Genomic DNA, 16,416 nt, shown 5'->3' with positions numbered 1-16,416 from the left:
CTTATATTTGTGCATTGTATACCTCTAAAAGCAGTTGATATTCTGGTCTTATGTTTAAGTATCTTCTTGAAACTGCGAACATTCTGAAGTAGGGGTGATCATCTGAATTACTTAAAGCTGAAAACAATGTGGGTAAAATTTTCTGGTTAAAAACAGCTTTAGAGCAAGGTTTATTTTTTCTTGTTTTTATTGCTTTATAAAATGGTTGTTCAGTTTTTTTTAATTCTTCTCCCAATCTTTTTATTTTATCCTTCTTCTCTTTAGTAAAAAATGGTGGAGATTCGTTGTCCCGGGAAAACAGATTTAAATCATTGGCACGTTGATAATTTTTTTTGTTTGCGATTATTGTTGAAGGATCGCCAGTGAGCCATTGATCAAGACTGAATGCACCTACCATCGACTGTAAGATTTCGAAAAGGTTATTTTTTCTGAGAATAACGAAATCATGAGAATATACTTTAACATTAGGAAGTAAATAATAAATCTTATGTATAAAAATATAATTATGTTCTGGGTCACTATTGATGTACGTCTTATATATCTGCTGATCATAAGGGAAAAAAATATAAGGTCTCGAGTACTCTTCTTTAGAGAAGTTTTTTTCAAGAACTGATACCGTCGTGTGGCATGCATCCTCATTGTTTAGTTCATTAATACTCAATTCTAATGCAGATGAAAATGAGTCACTTGCTTTTATGAGAGGTTTTTCAGGCAAGTATTCTTTATCTATATCCTGTTTTTCAGAAGCAACGTTGGATAACAATCTACTATCTACCTTAATCTCATTATGAAGTGAAACACATCTTGCAAATGCGCAGGAAGTTTCCTCTAAGGTTCTCTTAATATGTTGTGATTCTTCCACGATTGTAGTTGATTTTGCTTTATCTGCTCCCGGGGGAAAATTGAGCGATGAAGGTTTACTCTTTTTCAAGACTGTGACCTCTCTACCCATGAGGACGCCAGTTGGTGTCTCTGGTAGAGATTGATCAGTCATATAGATGTTCTCTTCTGAATAAGATGAGTCTGCATTGCTCATACCACGCAGACCAGTGCCTTTAATCCAGCTTGTCAGCATCTCTTGTTTCCCAGATTTGTAGAGTGATATTGGTAATGTCACCATCCGTATGACGGCTCAGGACCATCACTTCATGCTCTGATAGTGGATTGAAGTAGGCTTTCAGGATATCGTCTTGCCTGATAATCCCCTTGAGCGGCCAGTCCTTTTGCTGACTGCGCCCCAGGATGCCTACCATTGTAAGGTTGCTAGTCAGCACATGCAGGCCAGACAGACTGAAGCAGGGGTTAGCGGTTGGATTGCAGTCCCTGTTGATGGCTTGTATTGACCATTCGCCTGCCTGATTCTTCCCCCAGATATAGATCGTACCGGTTTTACAACTGACCAGTAAGTGGCTGTCAGACGGACTGAACTGCGCCTTATCTAAACGAGATTCATGTTTGAGCACTATTACTGAGTCATGCATCGCTGTTGATGGGGCATCCGGGTGCGGCAAGAGAGGAGGATTCAGCCACCAGTCCGACAATTTTTCCGGTCTGGGCCATAGCTGCAAATTAGGGCCACAGGGGTATTTCTTGAACAAGTATTTACCGGTAGAGCTGAATTCAAGCAGTTTGAAGTCCGGGGAAATAATCGTCTCTTGCCATTCTCCCGAGGGTTCCGGGCTGAAAATAGAGACCCTTCCAGTTTTGGGTAAAGTACTGTAGTAACCGACCAGAAGCTGATCCGCCACTGGGCTGAATCTGGAATAATCCATATACTCTATGCAAGTACAGGATGTTTCTAATATTATCTGCGCTGACCAGGCTCCACGATCATTCAGAGATAATATGGTTAATTCATACAAACCTTTCGGTAACAGATGCTGCTCCGATGGACTGAACAGGATTTCAACAATGCTTACTCCAGGGCAGAAGCCGCACACCTCCATTTCCTGCCACTGGTTATTTCCTTCCATGCGCCAGATTCTCAGAGGGTTGGACCTGCTGTAGGTCGCCATATAGTTCCCTGAAGGGCTGAATTGGACGACCTGATTGGACAGCATTATTTCTTCGCCAACCTCTTCCCAACAGCGGTGCGCCGGGTGCAAGGTATTAATGTAGCCCGCACTGCTGCAGGTTAACAGGCGATTTGTGCAAGCACTGAAATTTGCCGCGGTAATCACCCGACTGCCGCGGTTATCGGACCAATTCAGGGGCTGTTGTGCCCATTGCCCCCGGTCATCCTTGGCCAGAATTCGAGCGTCATTAAAACAACGACCATAAAACAACAGATGACGACTGGACGGGCTGAAGCGAACAAGATCAGGATCGTCAGAATCTTGTTGCACTGCTTCAGACGTGGGGAGAGTGACTTTAAATCGCGGAACCATACGATAAGCCGGGCACGGTTCCATCTTCCCCAGGGTGGTAAGGCACAGTAATGCCGACATCTGAGGCAGATTGTTTATTATCCTGTCCCTGAACCATATCCTCCTGGCGTTCAGCGGTGCTGAATGATCAAATGGATGAAAGGGCAGGGATTTTTTCTGCCACCGGGCCGTTGGCTGGTACTGTTCCCGAAAGCTCAGGGGAAGTCGGGCAAAATAAGACAGTTCCTGGATGTATTTGTATTCTATGACCACATCCCGAAATGCCAGACAGGTTGCATTGACATGCCGAATATCATCGAATTCCAGGTAGTCAAAAATCATGACTAAAAGTTCAGGAGGAAGTTTGGTAATCGTTCTTTGCCACAACGGTTGTGTTTGCGGGCAGACCTCCGGGCATGCGACAGTGGGCGGGGATTTGGAGCGTATGGTTTTAGCAGGCGGATTTACAGGGCAATCCGGCACCTTGGAAAGGCCGGCAGCGGTTGCATAGAGAGGGTTGCTCACTGGCTTGTACCATTCCTGTCTTGGCCAGTGATTACCGGCATGATCATTAGTTTCATGTCTTAATGGACAGGCCAAAGGCCGGGAAGTTTCCGGGCAGCTTCCAATAGGCACTATCATAAAGAGTGAGTTTGATCATCAGGTTGTGAATGTTTTCAAAATACGTGTTGTCTGCAATTCGGGGTGCCAGCACCTCTTATTTCCCAAATTTGTAGCGTGATATTGGTAATGTCGCCATTCTTGGTACGGCTCAGGACCACCACTTCATGCTCTGATAGTGGATTGAAGAAAAGCAGGGGGCCGGTCTTGCATTGTGCAAATGTCTTTTCTTATTAGTATAAGCAACAGCTGTCACTCATAATTAAAGACCTAATGGAATGGTCCGCCCCGCTCCCAAAACGGCTTCAAATGAGCCAAGATAGAATGAGTTTTACGGAACATCATTCAGAATAAGAAACGGAGCGAACCATGGGCAAGCGTAACAAATCAGGAACTAATAAAAAGGTCAGGTAGCTTTTTTCGGAATTGATCTGAGTAAAAGAGTTTCCAGTTACATGGTGTTGATGCCAAAGGTCATGTGGCTCTCAAAAAGAAACTTAACCGCAAGGAACTCTTGCCCTTTATGGCTAACCTGCCTCTCACTGGAACGGTGTCGTATTCCAGTAAGCATCATACCGGTGTTTGGCCGTTACCCTATACCAGGCCGGGCGAAATTTGTTGCTATGGGGCATTCCGTGGAGCGCAAACTCTGAAAAGACAGTCAGTATGAGACTTTCACCCAATCATGTTTAGATCTTTAACTGCGTTAATTCATCACCTCTCTTTGCATCATGCATTAATAATGTTTCAATAATGCTATCACACCCTTTAATATAAGCAGTATCCAGTGGAGTTTGGCTATCTTTATTAGGTTCGCTGACATCTGCCCCATACTTTACAAGTAATTTAACCATTGGTAGATCTCCATCAAAAACGGCCCTCCATATTGGTGTTGAATGATAAATACCCGATTTTGAGTTAACCTCAGCACCGCAATCTATCAGATACTCTGCGATATCAATATTTCCTCGGAACACAGCTTCCATCAAGGGAGTTTTGTCATGTTGAGATGATCGTAAAGTATTTAACAACTCAGTGGTGACACAACTTTTCAAAGCATCCAGATTTCCTTCCTTTATAGAATCAAATATGGGGTGACGGCTCTCAATAGTTCTTAGCTCATAGTCTGTTCCATATTTTCCACTAATACATGCAAGGGCTAATCTATAGTCATGAAAATAAGACTGATGTTCGGTAAGAGGAATATAAGCTGCTTCCATATTACTAAAAAAGCTTCTAGCCATTAATTCAATATCACCATCAGTCAATTTATCCTCGTCAAGGCAAATTTTGGAATGCTCAAAGTCAATAAATACGATTGACCTTTCTTGTGGGTTGAATAAAACATTATGAATATGGAGATCCAGATCAATGCAAGTATTGTATGTGTTATGAAAATCCCTCAATGACATAGCCGCATCTATCGCAACATATTCATCAAGGGCCTGCCTTTCAACATCACTCAAGCTTGCAAGAGACTTATAGGGAGGTGGGAAATACTCAATCGCAATCGCCCTCTGTAAATCATGGCGGTCTGTTTTCTGCTCAGAATGCAGATCTTTACCCTCCTCTATAAAATCAAGAACCACATCGCTATCCTCAGACTCTCCAACCATTCTTACGTAGCATTCACCGTAGAATTTCGGGATGTAAGTCGGCCACTCTATTCGCTTCTCTAAACAAACACTCTGAATGTGCCGATAAATTAACAATTCTTTTTGGTAGCTATTAAGAGTCATATTGTCCGGTTTTATGATAAGTCGAACCATTGATTCATTCTCACAAACTCTGATATATCGACTTTTAAAGCCAGTGCTGATCAATTCAACAGTTTTAAAAACACTTTGGGTAGTTTTACATTTATTAAAGTCATTAATTGGAATCATATTCATTGCTCAATCTTAAAAAATAAAACATATGGAATATAATTAAAAAACACATGCATATGCAAAATCACTAACCGAGTAGCAAGTTGTTATAACATACGCGATGTTCGACTTTTTAACTGGCCTGAAAAGGCATGACTGACTTTCTTTTCTGCTATTAGAATCAGTGGGTAACAAGAAGGGTGCTCTCTCGATTTGATAACTGACTCATTCGTCAATTAAACCTTGCCTGACAATACGTTTGACCAAAGTTGTTCCCAGCGACCTTTACTCTGGATCAGAGACCTTGTCACAATAGAACTATGGACTGTAAATGCCGACGTTTGACCTTATCGGGATTATCAGGTTCCATTCAAGGCATGTCCGGGGGGAGATGATTCGATTTTGTCTGGGTTAGCTGCCGACTCTTCTTCTCCTTCATTTCCTTATACATCGATTATAAAGGACTTTTTAAATGCTTTTTTGTCGGCTTCCCATGCCTTGCCTTTTTCGGTTTGGTGGAATCTGGCTTCGATCTCCCTGAGTGTTGGGGAAATGCGCAAATCTTTTTTAAACTTAACGCGCACCTTTTCAAGCGTAACGTTTTCAGACTCACCAGAGACAGAAGATCAGTTGCCTGAGGAAGTCGTAACTCTTTAGTAGTAGCTGGTGAATTGGATATTGAAAAATCATCGATTGAAAGGGGGGGAGATGGTGTCTTCTGGTTAGTTACTTCCTGCTTCAGGTAGTTTTCACGGGCTGAAGTGGGTATTTGTGCAAAATAGCCAGCAGTCGTGGCTGTAGACTCGAATCTTCAGTAGGTATGGAATTTTCTGAAAGAACCTGTTGGCAAGGTTGATTAGCGTAGAGTGCTGCTTTTGAGTCTGCAAGAACTCTGTCCATTTGAAAATTAACCTGTTGGTTTGTTGAATTGTGAAACTATAACTGACTAATCACTTTTTTCTGATAAAAGTTCCGCATTTCCCCAAATGTTTCAATAGCCAATCATTATCAATTGAACTTTTAGCCAACCAGGCAATCTAATAAGGAAAATTTGTATTTAGAGCTGATCGATTATGAATATTACCAAATCAAACCTTCAATTCATTCCCCAAAATCCATTGCTACCACAACCCGTTGGCAGCCAGGCAGTCAGGCGAATTGAGCGCAGTAACATAACGCACATGGATCTTGCTAAATTCCTGCAAAACAGGAAAGTAATGGAGGTCCAAGAGATCGCTAGAAAACTCTGCACGGCAGCGGATCCGGATCCTGGCTTCAAAATTAAAGCACTGAGAGAGCAGCTCAGGGTTTCAGGGTTTGCCAATATTGATAAGTCCAGTTGTCCTGGCGGCGAAAAGCGCCAGCTTATTACCGGGCTGCTCCAGCACCTCCAAAAGGAATTCCTGAATCTTGGGGAGGGCGTTGAAGGGCCTGAAGCGACAAAATTTTGTAAGCTTATCCGGGAACCTAACAGCTGCTTGAGCATGGGAATTGATTGCCTGATCGATGAAATCAATGTGCATAAGCGGGAGCAGGAAGCCGGTGAGCATGGTTTACCCGGCATGTCCGCTGGTCTTCCTTCAAGTGAGGGATTTCCTTCTGGTGATGGTGGTACCACCGGCCAGGCAATGAATCCTGATGTTTTTCAGCAGCTCCCCAGGGAACAACAAGCCCTTCATTATCCACCGGAAAATCCAGCCCCATCAGCGCCCCCTGCCTATGACGATGCGATGGCGGGGAGCCGGGCAAGTGAACTCCCTGAACAGCAGCGATGTAATAAAGGCCTTGATTTGTTTACCCGTCAGCTTGAGCATTACTCCCTGGACCCTTCCGGAACCGGGACTGCCATGAACAACATGGCTCAAATCCTGACGCGTATGAGTGGCCAGTGCACACAGCCGAAGACGACTACAGTGGCCAGTGGGGAGCGGTTAACTTCCCTCGCTGAGCAGGTCCGGATGACTTCAGTAAACGTATTTCGCAACGATTCCGTATCAACGGCCGATATTGGCGTGAGTGTTGTCGGTAACAATCAGGACATTCAGCCTGTTGTCAACGTTTCATGGCTAACGCTGGATAAATTTCCTGTTGAAGTTCAGGAACGTTTGCAGCTTGCGGGTATCGGGGATCATGGCAAAAAAGATGATACGAATATACCCATCGTTCAGGTGTATCTGTGCGCCAGTAGTGAAAAGGCACTGGAAGGTTCTGAATTCACTGTGGATCTGCACAGCACAATCAGAGCGAGGTATCTGTCGAAGTTCTCGCCCCGGGGCATGGATAAACTGATTCCCCTCAGTGTGGCGCTGCGTATGCCCAAAGGGCTGCATCAAGGTGCTGACTTTCATCATGTCGGCTTTGCCCTTCACGAGGTATCGCGGTTTGGAGGGGAACGGCCATCGTCTTCGAGAGCGCTTTTTTCCCATGGACAAGGGCGCAATGATTCAGAAAGGCACAACATTGGCATTCAACAAGTGGCACCCATACTGGAAGCCATGGGGGTTGACCGCAAAACGGCCATGTCCAGGGAGGCCGGACTGGCCATTCCCTTCGGATTTACCTTGTTGAAACAGTCAGAGGATGCTTTGGTGCGAGAAGCAAAGGTGTCAAAAAATATGTTGGGGTCCAGAGAAATGTTTGATTTCGGAAGCTTGTTTGGTGGGGCCAACTCTCGTGGAGGCACCTTTCGTGGAGGCACCTTTCGTGGCGGCAACTTCCGTGGAGGCGAATCAGCTGACGTGCCTGCCTACGACGAATTCGACTACCCTCCGGCAACTGGAAGAACCACCAGGGGGTTCTCCACGCAGACTGATGGAGTTGAGCCTGAGGCCAACGAACCGATTACCAGTGGTATTAATCCCCTGGCATGCACAACGGAAAGAGAATATACGTTTGTAAATGATGGGGCACCAACGGAAGCTTTTGCATGGGTTGGTGGCCTTATCTGGGTGCAGACCGTCACCAGTTTGCCGGGCATCGAAACCAGCGAAGGCCTGAGACAATGGGTAGATAAGCAGAAAGTGGACCCATTAAATCCAGTGCTTCCGGGTATCTTGTAAAAATTATTCCGGGCCAGGTAGCCCCAAGGCGGTTACCGTTCTTTTTTTCGGTACCGCCGCAGTAGGGCAGCCTCTTACGGTAGACGTCAAGGGCATTAGCAGCGAAAAATCCACCGGCTTACTCTGCATCCATGCAGTCGCCTGTACGGAATGACAGCGGAGTATAGTTACCGGTTTTCTGTGATGAATTCCTTAATATCTTCCTTGGGAAGAAACATTGCAACAGTCTCTTACTGGTTCATCGAGAATCAGTTGCACTAATGATATCGGTTTAACGGATTAACCGAAAATAGAATATTGTGTAAGCTGTTGTCTAATGTATCTATTTTTTTTCTGTTTTGTTTGTTCAGGGTAACAATTAACAGGTGAGATCTGAAAACTTCTTCCATCTCATGGGTGATTTTTAAATTGGTAGATACAAAGTAGATGTTATCCTGGTACACCACGACACCTGGCAGAAAATTATTATTATGGATTTTAAAATCCACAATCTCCTGAGCCGATAACTCGTTCAACTCCACCGGCAGAACCGCATTATACACATATTGATCAGGATAACAGGGAGTAAAGAAAAAGGCCTCTTTGTCATCACGGTATACCTGGTTGATGGTTTGGTCGTTGCAACAGTGAACTATGCACTGAATGCCAGTTATTGCGCTATAGAGTTCAGCAATTTTTGTCGCATTTTTCATGTGGCTGTAATCAACTGCAAAGTATTTTTCAGCAATAGCCATCATGTTTTCAACAATGGCCATTAAGCCTTCGACAGTATCATAACCAACCATAATGCCATGATTTTTCATAAAGTAGAGATGCGGCTTCTCTGTGAGGCTTTGCATGTACTGGGCGAAAAGAATGGACACTTCCAGCCCGGGGGCGGCATACCCGACAAAACCGGCATCCGGGTATAGGTTTGATATGATTTTTTGGGCATCACGGTTTATCAACAGGGCATTGATAAGGACAGGATGCAAATGCAGGGTGTATTTAAAAGGGAGGAGGGCATGAAGAAAGACTTCGGCGGTGGGTTTTATATCCGGCAATTCATTAGCTTCCCTGATCGCTTGATTGGCTATTTTAACACTCTCTTTCAGGCTGTATTTTTTCAACAGGTCTTCGTTATCTAAAACGTCCAGTATTTTTTTACTGTCAACGGTTACATAACCATGATTCAATTCCGTTTCTGAAAGGACGCAACCCACTCCCTGAGAGACCAGCAGTTTGCCTGTATCCACTTTAGCCCCGGCATTCCCCCCGCCAGCCTGAACAAGGTCGAAGCGGCCACCGGCGTACTTGCAAATTTTTACCAGGTCTTTAATAACATTATTTTTCATATTCATATCCTTTTGAAATTATGCATCATTCATGCTGTAAGTAGTTGGCCAAATGGAATCGTATATTTCTGGCTAAGTGGGCAGTTGCAACGCCGCAGAGTGACTGACAACTTAGTCAGAAATATATGATTTCATTTGGTTAACTACTTATAGCTCAGCGACTATCACCGCAATGGAAAAGAGAATAATTAAAGTGAAAGCTATTTTTCCGCCAGGTAACTGATAACTGCTTTTGATACCCTTGTTTCTTCCGGCCCAGGGCAGTACGGCCGGAATGATGCCAAAGACAACAGCAGAAAATATTGCGGCATAACCAAGTGCCGTTAAAAATACAGTATCCAGCAATATGACTATCAGAGCAGGTGGCACAAAAGTCAGTAAAGTCAGGGTAAACTTGCCGGGTTTGATATTGTTGGCCTGCAAACCATCCGAAATAAGATCAAATGTTCCCAGGGATACACCAATTAATGACGTGGCAATGGCTAAAAAAAAGAATGCCTTGAATATCAATACAACATTGTTATTGTCTGTGAACTCTGCCATGGCCCGTAAAATGCCTGTTGATGGGTCACCAGAGTGCAGAATGCTTTCTATACCGTTGTCACCATTAACAGGTATTACACCAATGACAATCGTTGCCCATAAAATGTACATGATCAGTGGTATAAGGCTACCAACCACACAGGCAATCTTTATTTTTCTCACGTCACTGTGTAGATAGCTTCGCAAAGTGGGCACTATGACCAGATAGCCAAAAGAGGCAAAAATAACCGGCAATGCTAAGAATGGTGGGTTGAATGTTGTTATTTCCAGCCTGTCAGCCTCCACATAGGGCATGGAAATGAAGGCAAGAGAGATAAATATCAGCAAAATACCCATCACAAAAACGCGATTGATGTTTTCTGACATTCTTATGCCTGAATATATTAAGCCAGAGGCAATAGCCGTAATCACGACAACGGATGTAGTCTTGTTGACGTCAAGAGGAAGAATATATGACAAGGAGTAGCCTGTTAACTCCCCCAGGCCAGACAAATAAGCAGCAAGAATGCAATATAGAAATAATAGGCAGCTTCCCCACCCTATTATCTCTCCGGGTCGCCCCAGAGTGACCGAGATCATCGTGATCAGGTTGGCACCCTCTTTGTGCTGGAGGTTAGCTTCCAGCATAGCGAAGGCGATGACCAGTGAAGCAAGCCAGACGGTGATAAACATAAAGAGGGTCGCTGCAAACCCGTAAGTGCCTGTGGTTACCGGCAGCGCGATCATCCCGGCTCCAACAGTGGTTCCCGTGACCAAAAAAATGCTGCCAATCAGGTTGTTTTTTTCCATGATTTTTCTTTTTCTCTTTTAGTGCATGACGGACTATATCGACCGTGGTGGGCACATTTGCATTATCAGATCATTGATCAATGTCATTAGCAGTGTGAGCGTTCATTCAGTGCGTCTTCAAAATCCTTCAATGGATTGCTATTCAAAAACAGGACAAACACTGAATGTTGAGGTGATGGTGTGCTTTAAGACTGCTTGTCCTCACTGGCGGGCAACCGGTGATGACTGGGTTACAGGCACTGCCTGAGTGCTTTGGTAGCGGCGGTTGCGGTGTTTTAACGAATCTCACGGAGAACCGGGGGCATAGATGACACAGGTTTTTTGCCCCCGGTTTTTGTTAGTCAATAACCTTGCCACGATTCAAGACCCCGGTAGTTTTCTCCATGATTTTACGCCCAAGGAGAATAGAAGGTCTGTATGGATGCAGTGCTGCTTTGATGCCTGAAGGGTTATAGTCAGTGCTGTCAGAATTGTCATCTAAGTGCACAACACCAATATTAGCTCCTCCTCCTCCTGCGAGGAATACCAGGATAGTTACCGCAACGATGGCAACACCGACGAATATGGCTTCAGATCCACGTTTTGGCAGTGTGTAGTAAGGACGGGAGAGATAGTTGAAGGTCTCTCTGCCAGCGGTGATGGTATATTCATGAAGGCTTTTATGTGGTTTTCCACTGGCAACATCTACAGCAATTTTGGCCATGCCAAAGACAGTGCCTCCGGCGCAAGCCCGGTAGCAGCCAGGGCGGTCACATAATAGGCAGCAAAAATACCGCCATTAAGCACCGTTGAGGCAAGTCGGGATGGTATGACAACAGCCTTGCCAGCAGCCCTGCCGACTTTTGACAATAAGGAACGCTTGCTGTTTTCCTCCATGGCCGGAGCAGGCAAGCTGGAAAAATCCTGCCAGGAAGCGCTTGAGGGCAGTATCGGATTGTTCATAATTCAACCTCCTTGTTGGTATATGAAAACGGATAACGGTTTTTGATGAGCTTTAGTTTATTAATATCTGTGGTTTGATTCACTGACATGGGTGTTAGGGGAGAAACAGTGTCTTGAATCTTGAATGTGTTCAAATGGAAAGGCCTGACCCTGGCTTTTCGTTTTCCTTGACTTTATTCAAGAATCAAGACCTGACCCTCGCTTCTGTTTTGGAACTTTCTTTTAATTTAAGACTCTGATGAATATGAATAACCTTTGAGGACTGACTTTCAACATGCTCAAGTACAATTAAAGATAGGAGAAAAAACATGGACCCATTATTTAAAACCTCATGCAATCAGGGGGGAAATTATTTTGCCCCCTATGCTGAAGCTTCAGAAATGGCTAAAGCGGAGCATAACACTGTCTTCGGAAGGATCGTCAGTCCTGTCAGCGGTGAACCATCTGCAGTTAATCACGTAAATTTAGATTTCACAGCAGATTCCGCAACAGGGCAAAAAGAGATTGGGGTTTCTTCCAGAGCAGTTGCTTCCGATGAAGATACCAGTGATGCGGTTAACCGCAAACCAGGTCTAAATACCTTCGTAGGCAGAATCAATTACGCCTTCGAAGAACTGGATAAACAAAATTTCAGCAATGCGGAAAGGTTATTCCGGGGCGTCTACTTGGAAGAGGATCTGGACGAATTGGAATACCATAGGTCACTGGTAGGGCTTGCAAGGTCACTAGTAGAGCAAAACACCTACAAGAAACTGACGGAAGCCCAGCATCATCTGCAAGTTCTCAGGGGTTCTGAATGGTGCACTACATCCGGGGCTTCGATCATTCCTGACCTGGATATAACCCTGAGCCGATGCGAACAAGAACTTGGATTGCCCATTCAGGCTGAGGCTCGGCTCCTGACTCTGAGAAGAAAAAGCCTCCATGCCGATGAGAAGGCAATGTGTGAGCCTTCAGATAATTATCATGCTGATATTGCTATGGTTCGGCAATGGCAGCTTATGAAAAAACCTAAGCTTGCCTTAACACTGCTACAGAACATGAGAGCAGAGTCAACTTTAAGGCTGACAAAGGAACGTTGGCCGTCGAGCCCAGCATGTGCTGCAATAGAACTTCACGAATGCCTGAAAGAGGTAAATATGATGCTGGCGACACTGTCAGGTGACGGGCAAATCTGAACTGACTGAAGAGCAGCTGCTGAAGATGAGTGGCATGCTGCCCCCGGTGACAGTGCTGACAGACTGCGCCATCACGCTGTTACCGACGACTTGGGGTGAAATAAAAGACACCCAAAAATTTGATTAATCGGCCACACCGTCTGTTTTTCTTCTGGAACCTCTTAAGGGTATTAAGGAAATCTACCCAGTAACCAAAAAAAATGACATGACGACCGCCCGAAAAAACCTCATAGATCCAGCCAGTACGCCCTACTACCACTGTATGGCACGCTGCGTTCGCAGGGCCTTCCTATGCGGCAAAGATAATTTCTCAGGCAAAAACTATGAGCATCGCAGGCAATGGGTGGTTGATCGGTTGAAAGCACTTTCCGGTATTTTTGCCTTGGAAGTCTGTGCTTATGCGGTGATGTCGAATCATTATCATGTGGTGCTCCATATCAATAGTCAGCAAGCCAAAAAATGGGACACCAAAGCAGTCTTACAACGCTGGACGCAGCTTTTTTCAGGCCCGCACCTGGTTCAGCGTTTTCTTGTCGGCGATCAGCTGGGCAAAGCAGAGCTGCTGCGTGTCGAAGCATATGCCCAGAAGTACCGAGGTCGGTTAATGGATATCAGCTGGTTCATGCGCTGTCTCAACGAATATTTAGCCCGGCTGGCCAATAAAGAGGATGAGTGCAAAGGGCGCTTTTGGGAAGGTCGTTACAAAAGTCAGGCTTTGTTAGATGAGGCAGCATTGCTGACTTGCATGGCCTATGTCGACTTGAACCCCATCCGGGCAAAAATTGCCGCAACGCTGGAAACCTCAGAACATACTTCTATTAAAGAGCGCATTGAGTCATACGACAGCGCAAACGGAAAAAAACAAAAGACACACTTGAAACCGTTAAAAGCTCAGGGTCAAAACCCGGAACAGGCGATTCCATACCCACTCATTAGCTACTTTGAACTGGTTGACTGGTCTGGCCGAATTGTCCGAAAAGGCAAACTTGGTCGTATAACTGACGATGTACCACCTATCCTGGAGCGCTTGGGTATTGACCCAAAAGAATGGCTGGAGACTATGCGCTGGCATAATCGTTTTCACCGCGCAGTCGGCAAGCTGGCCTCACTGAAGGCTTATGCAGAAAGCACCGGAAAATGCTGGGTTCATGGGATGTCTGTGAGCGGTGCTCTCTACCCTGCCTGATCAACGTATTTTCATTTACTTTAATGTGGCCAGAATCTTCTGAATGCTCTTTCTTATATTGTCTTGATAGTGTCTTCTATCTGGCTGTTGCTGAGTGCTTTTTATACGCTTCCTGTTTGGTATGAATGAGAAATTCTTCTTTTTATTCTTTGAATGAGACATTCTTACAATGATCAATACTATCCCACTTTCACCACCAAAATAACGTAATCATTTGATTTTGAACCATATATTCTATTCGAATATATGGTTGGCACGATATTTAATCGTTTAAAATCAAAATGTTACCAAGGGGTGGTGAAGGTCGGATACTATCATTTAAAAAATGAATAAATGATGTACTCTTCACTATTTAAAAAGTGGGTGTCCTTTTTATTCTTTTTATTGTCCTCTTTTTATTGTCCTTTACCACCTCAGGAAAGTTGATTAATAGTCAGGGCAAGCCGGTGGAGGTCGTCACCAAGGGGTGCCATGATCCCTGCGTAGGTATTCGTGCAGTACCCATTGCTGAAGCGATGATGGCGATTACCCTGATGGATCATTTTCTGCGGCACCGGGCACAGAATGCCGATGTCGTTAGTCCGATACCGGTTGTTTAAAGCATAAAAAAGGCTTCCGGGTGGAAGCCTTTAAACGTTTAGCCTCCCGGGAGGCTGTACGAATAGTCGTTAAAAGATTTCATAGACAAGGGTTGATCCAGAAACCTCATGGCCAATGATCAGCAAAGGCTTGCCAGTGGGACTGTCCGCTTCTGCCACAAAGACCATACCCTCCGGTGAAAGGTCACCAGCCAGTTCAGGCTGCTCGGCCACATTCACGGAAAAGTCCCGGTTATGGATATAGCGGACATATTCAGGTGATTCCGGACTGGTGATGTCGTACATAAACAGGCCGCCGGTACGCTCAAGACCAACAAACGCATAGTGTCTTCCATTGATTTCACCAATGGCCAGGGCTTCAGGCTCCGGACCTTTGTCATCACTGCGGTTATCGCCTTTGGTTTCATCGTCATTGTTATTGAAGTCAGACTTCAGTATTTCTGCCGTGATGCGCTCGAAATCATCGCCAGAGTCAAACACCAGATTTCCGGATTCATCCCAGATGGCGAAGGAACGGGTACCGTAAGCATAAAGCTGTTCAAACTCACCATCGTTATCACTGTCTCCCAGAGTGTTGGTGATTTTCAGTTGAGCCATCCCGGCTGAATCTTTTGCTTTGTCGGCATTTGGGTGCTCATCAGCCACCTTCACCTTTTTCACACGGAACTCTTCAGTATAAGCAAGGCAGCCGTCGTCTTCATCAAACTTCAGGCCGCCGGAGTTCAGACAATCTGTTCTGGAAGGGCTGTCATACCAGTAATCACGGGCATCACCTTCGTTGGCAGAAACAACATAGGTTTTGCCATTGGCTTCATAAGAAGCGAGGGTGTCTGGCTGATACATACCGTATACACCCGCCCAGGTTTTCAGATTCACGCCACCATCCCTGTTACTGATATCGGCGGTGTATTTCCCAAAATCTTTGTAGCCCAGGGGGAAGATCTTAACGACTTCAGCTGCTTCAATATCAATGATTGCCTGAGCATTATTTTCCTGCAGGCTGACATAAGCCTTTTTAGAGTCATTGGATACGGTGATGAACTCAGGCTCAAGGTCTTGTGCAACGGTGGCATTTCGGCCAAATACCCGAACTTGCTCGCTTAACTCATTGTGCCTTGGACCGTATTTATTAAACTCAGTAAAGCCAACTTGTCTGACCTCGCCTACGGTACCGTTATCGTTGATCTGGATAATGCTGATGGAACCCTCAGGATCAATTTTGTAATCTTCAGAAGGCTCACCTTCATTGGCAACCAGCGCATATTTACCATTTGGGGTAAAGGTCACCATGTCTGGCAGTGCTGAAGTGTGGACATAATCCCGGTAGGTTGCATTACCTTGATCATCGATGTTGAACAGAATAACAACGCCGTTTTCCTGTTTGATGTCAGCTTCAACGGCAACAGCCAGCAGGCCATCATGTAATGACAGGCTGTTTGCAGCACCGAGTTCGATGTCTGGCAGATAGCTTTGAATATCAATGCTGCTTCGTTTGGTCAGGTTTGAATCGGTCAGTGGGTTAGCGAGAGCCTTGCTGGTTAATTGGCTGGCATCCAGAATATCAATCGTTTTTTCTCCGGCATTCACGACAAAAATCGACTGACTGGTTTTATGCCAGCTGACAATTTCTGCTGCACCTTCAAAGAAAGTGCCAGATGCATAGCGACCAACCGGTTGCATATCCGGGTGGGTTACGCTGGCAGATTGCATATCCAAAGTACAGCCTGAAATGATCAGAGCTGCCAGTAATGGAGCGGTTCTGCTGAAAGGGATTTTCATCGGCCTTGCCTGTCATGTCCTGTTTTAGTTGCTGAACAGTTATAACGGGAAATGATGAAAGAAATATGACAGCTAAATCATCACGGTGTACCGAGACAGAGAAACAATCAGAATAGGGCGGTTGATATAGGTCCGCATGATGCGTGCGGGGA

Annotated in this window: 13 protein-coding genes and 1 pseudogene; 6 read left to right on the top strand and 8 right to left on the bottom strand. The window is 45.1% G+C overall.

The window, feature by feature from the left end; genetic code table 11:
* Position 1 precedes the first annotated feature (1 nt).
* The 3 genes from ACO6UX_RS07695 to ACO6UX_RS07685 all read right to left on the bottom strand — a co-directional run bounded on the left by ACO6UX_RS07695 (position 2) and on the right by ACO6UX_RS07685 (position 4,873).
* Positions 2–1,075, bottom strand: coding sequence for a hypothetical protein (locus tag ACO6UX_RS07695; protein ID WP_422446406.1), 1,074 nt, complete (start codon positions 1,073–1,075; stop codon positions 2–4).
* Positions 1,056–2,891, bottom strand: coding sequence for an F-box protein (locus tag ACO6UX_RS07690; protein ID WP_422446404.1), 1,836 nt, complete (start codon positions 2,889–2,891; stop codon positions 1,056–1,058). Before ACO6UX_RS07690 ends, ACO6UX_RS07695 begins: the two co-directional genes overlap by 20 nt.
* Before the next feature lie 785 nt (positions 2,892–3,676).
* Positions 3,677–4,873, bottom strand: coding sequence for an ankyrin repeat and protein kinase domain-containing protein (locus tag ACO6UX_RS07685; RefSeq protein ID WP_422446402.1), 1,197 nt, complete (start codon positions 4,871–4,873; stop codon positions 3,677–3,679).
* Between the two features lie 384 nt (positions 4,874–5,257).
* Here ACO6UX_RS07685 and ACO6UX_RS07680 point away from each other — a divergent pair, with 384 nt between their 5' ends.
* Positions 5,258–5,512 (top strand): hypothetical protein, encoded by a 255-nt coding sequence (locus ACO6UX_RS07680; RefSeq protein WP_422446400.1) that lies wholly within the window; start codon positions 5,258–5,260, stop codon positions 5,510–5,512.
* 416 nt (positions 5,513–5,928) lie between these two features.
* Positions 5,929–7,914: a hypothetical protein gene (locus tag ACO6UX_RS07675; RefSeq protein WP_422446398.1), complete on the top strand. Its 1,986-nt coding sequence runs from the start codon at positions 5,929–5,931 to the stop codon at positions 7,912–7,914.
* A 257-nt stretch (positions 7,915–8,171) separates the two neighbouring features.
* Here ACO6UX_RS07675 and ACO6UX_RS07670 read toward each other — a convergent pair whose 3' ends face one another.
* The 4 genes from ACO6UX_RS07670 to ACO6UX_RS07655 all read right to left on the bottom strand — a co-directional run bounded on the left by ACO6UX_RS07670 (position 8,172) and on the right by ACO6UX_RS07655 (position 11,522).
* On the bottom strand, positions 8,172–9,248 hold the full coding sequence (locus ACO6UX_RS07670) for a class II aldolase/adducin family protein (RefSeq protein WP_422446396.1): 1,077 nt from the start codon (positions 9,246–9,248) through the stop codon (positions 8,172–8,174).
* Positions 9,249–9,395: 147 nt separating this feature from the next.
* The gene (locus ACO6UX_RS07665) at positions 9,396–10,580 is read right to left on the bottom strand and encodes an amino acid permease (RefSeq protein ID WP_422446394.1); all 1,185 of its coding nucleotides are present in this window, start codon (positions 10,578–10,580) and stop codon (positions 9,396–9,398) included.
* A 337-nt stretch (positions 10,581–10,917) separates the two neighbouring features.
* Positions 10,918–11,283 (bottom strand): hypothetical protein, encoded by a 366-nt coding sequence (locus ACO6UX_RS07660; protein WP_422446392.1) that lies wholly within the window; start codon positions 11,281–11,283, stop codon positions 10,918–10,920.
* Positions 11,265–11,522 carry a hypothetical protein gene (locus ACO6UX_RS07655; protein ID WP_422446390.1) on the bottom strand — a complete coding sequence of 86 codons (258 nt, stop codon included), beginning with the start codon at positions 11,520–11,522 and terminating at the stop codon, positions 11,265–11,267. Before ACO6UX_RS07655 ends, ACO6UX_RS07660 begins: the two co-directional genes overlap by 19 nt.
* A 308-nt stretch (positions 11,523–11,830) precedes the next feature.
* Here ACO6UX_RS07655 and ACO6UX_RS07650 point away from each other — a divergent pair, with 308 nt between their 5' ends.
* The 4 genes and pseudogenes from ACO6UX_RS07650 to ACO6UX_RS07635 all read left to right on the top strand — a co-directional run.
* Positions 11,831–12,700: a hypothetical protein gene (locus ACO6UX_RS07650; protein ID WP_422446388.1), complete on the top strand. Its 870-nt coding sequence runs from the start codon at positions 11,831–11,833 to the stop codon at positions 12,698–12,700.
* Complete coding sequence (locus ACO6UX_RS07645) at positions 12,684–12,827, top strand: hypothetical protein (protein WP_422446386.1); 144 nt, start codon at positions 12,684–12,686, stop codon at positions 12,825–12,827. Before ACO6UX_RS07650 ends, ACO6UX_RS07645 begins: the two co-directional genes overlap by 17 nt.
* A 78-nt stretch (positions 12,828–12,905) precedes the next feature.
* Complete coding sequence (locus ACO6UX_RS07640) at positions 12,906–13,886, top strand: transposase (RefSeq protein ID WP_422446384.1); 981 nt, start codon at positions 12,906–12,908, stop codon at positions 13,884–13,886.
* A gap of 401 nt (positions 13,887–14,287) precedes the next feature.
* Positions 14,288–14,485, top strand: a pseudogene (locus ACO6UX_RS07635) (chorismate synthase); the annotation flags it as partial.
* 69 nt (positions 14,486–14,554) lie between these two features.
* On the opposite strand, the gene ACO6UX_RS07630 reads toward ACO6UX_RS07635, so the two are convergent.
* Positions 14,555–16,264 (bottom strand): choice-of-anchor I family protein, encoded by a 1,710-nt coding sequence (locus ACO6UX_RS07630; protein ID WP_422446382.1) that lies wholly within the window; start codon positions 16,262–16,264, stop codon positions 14,555–14,557.
* Between the last annotated feature and the right edge of the window lie 152 nt (positions 16,265–16,416).

Source organism: Endozoicomonas sp. ALB091, from assembly GCF_049310265.1.
GTDB lineage: Bacteria > Pseudomonadota > Gammaproteobacteria > Pseudomonadales > Endozoicomonadaceae > Endozoicomonas.
Note: the sequence above shows the minus strand (reverse complement) of the source record. Positions and strands in the feature narration are given on the sequence as shown.

Coding starts and splice junctions, on each gene's coding strand:
- ACO6UX_RS07650 (WP_422446388.1), top strand. CDS start 11,831: ATGGACCCATTATTTAAAACCTCATGCAATCAGGGGGGAAATTATTTT.
- ACO6UX_RS07665 (WP_422446394.1), bottom strand. CDS start 10,580: ATGGAAAAAAACAACCTGATTGGCAGCATTTTTTTGGTCACGGGAACC.
- ACO6UX_RS07670 (WP_422446396.1), bottom strand. CDS start 9,248: ATGAAAAATAATGTTATTAAAGACCTGGTAAAAATTTGCAAGTACGCC.
- ACO6UX_RS07675 (WP_422446398.1), top strand. CDS start 5,929: ATGAATATTACCAAATCAAACCTTCAATTCATTCCCCAAAATCCATTG.
- ACO6UX_RS07655 (WP_422446390.1), bottom strand. CDS start 11,522: ATGAACAATCCGATACTGCCCTCAAGCGCTTCCTGGCAGGATTTTTCC.
- ACO6UX_RS07640 (WP_422446384.1), top strand. CDS start 12,906: ATGACGACCGCCCGAAAAAACCTCATAGATCCAGCCAGTACGCCCTAC.
- ACO6UX_RS07630 (WP_422446382.1), bottom strand. CDS start 16,264: ATGAAAATCCCTTTCAGCAGAACCGCTCCATTACTGGCAGCTCTGATC.
- ACO6UX_RS07685 (WP_422446402.1), bottom strand. CDS start 4,873: ATGATTCCAATTAATGACTTTAATAAATGTAAAACTACCCAAAGTGTT.
- ACO6UX_RS07695 (WP_422446406.1), bottom strand. CDS start 1,075: ATGCTGACAAGCTGGATTAAAGGCACTGGTCTGCGTGGTATGAGCAAT.
- ACO6UX_RS07660 (WP_422446392.1), bottom strand. CDS start 11,283: ATGGCCAAAATTGCTGTAGATGTTGCCAGTGGAAAACCACATAAAAGC.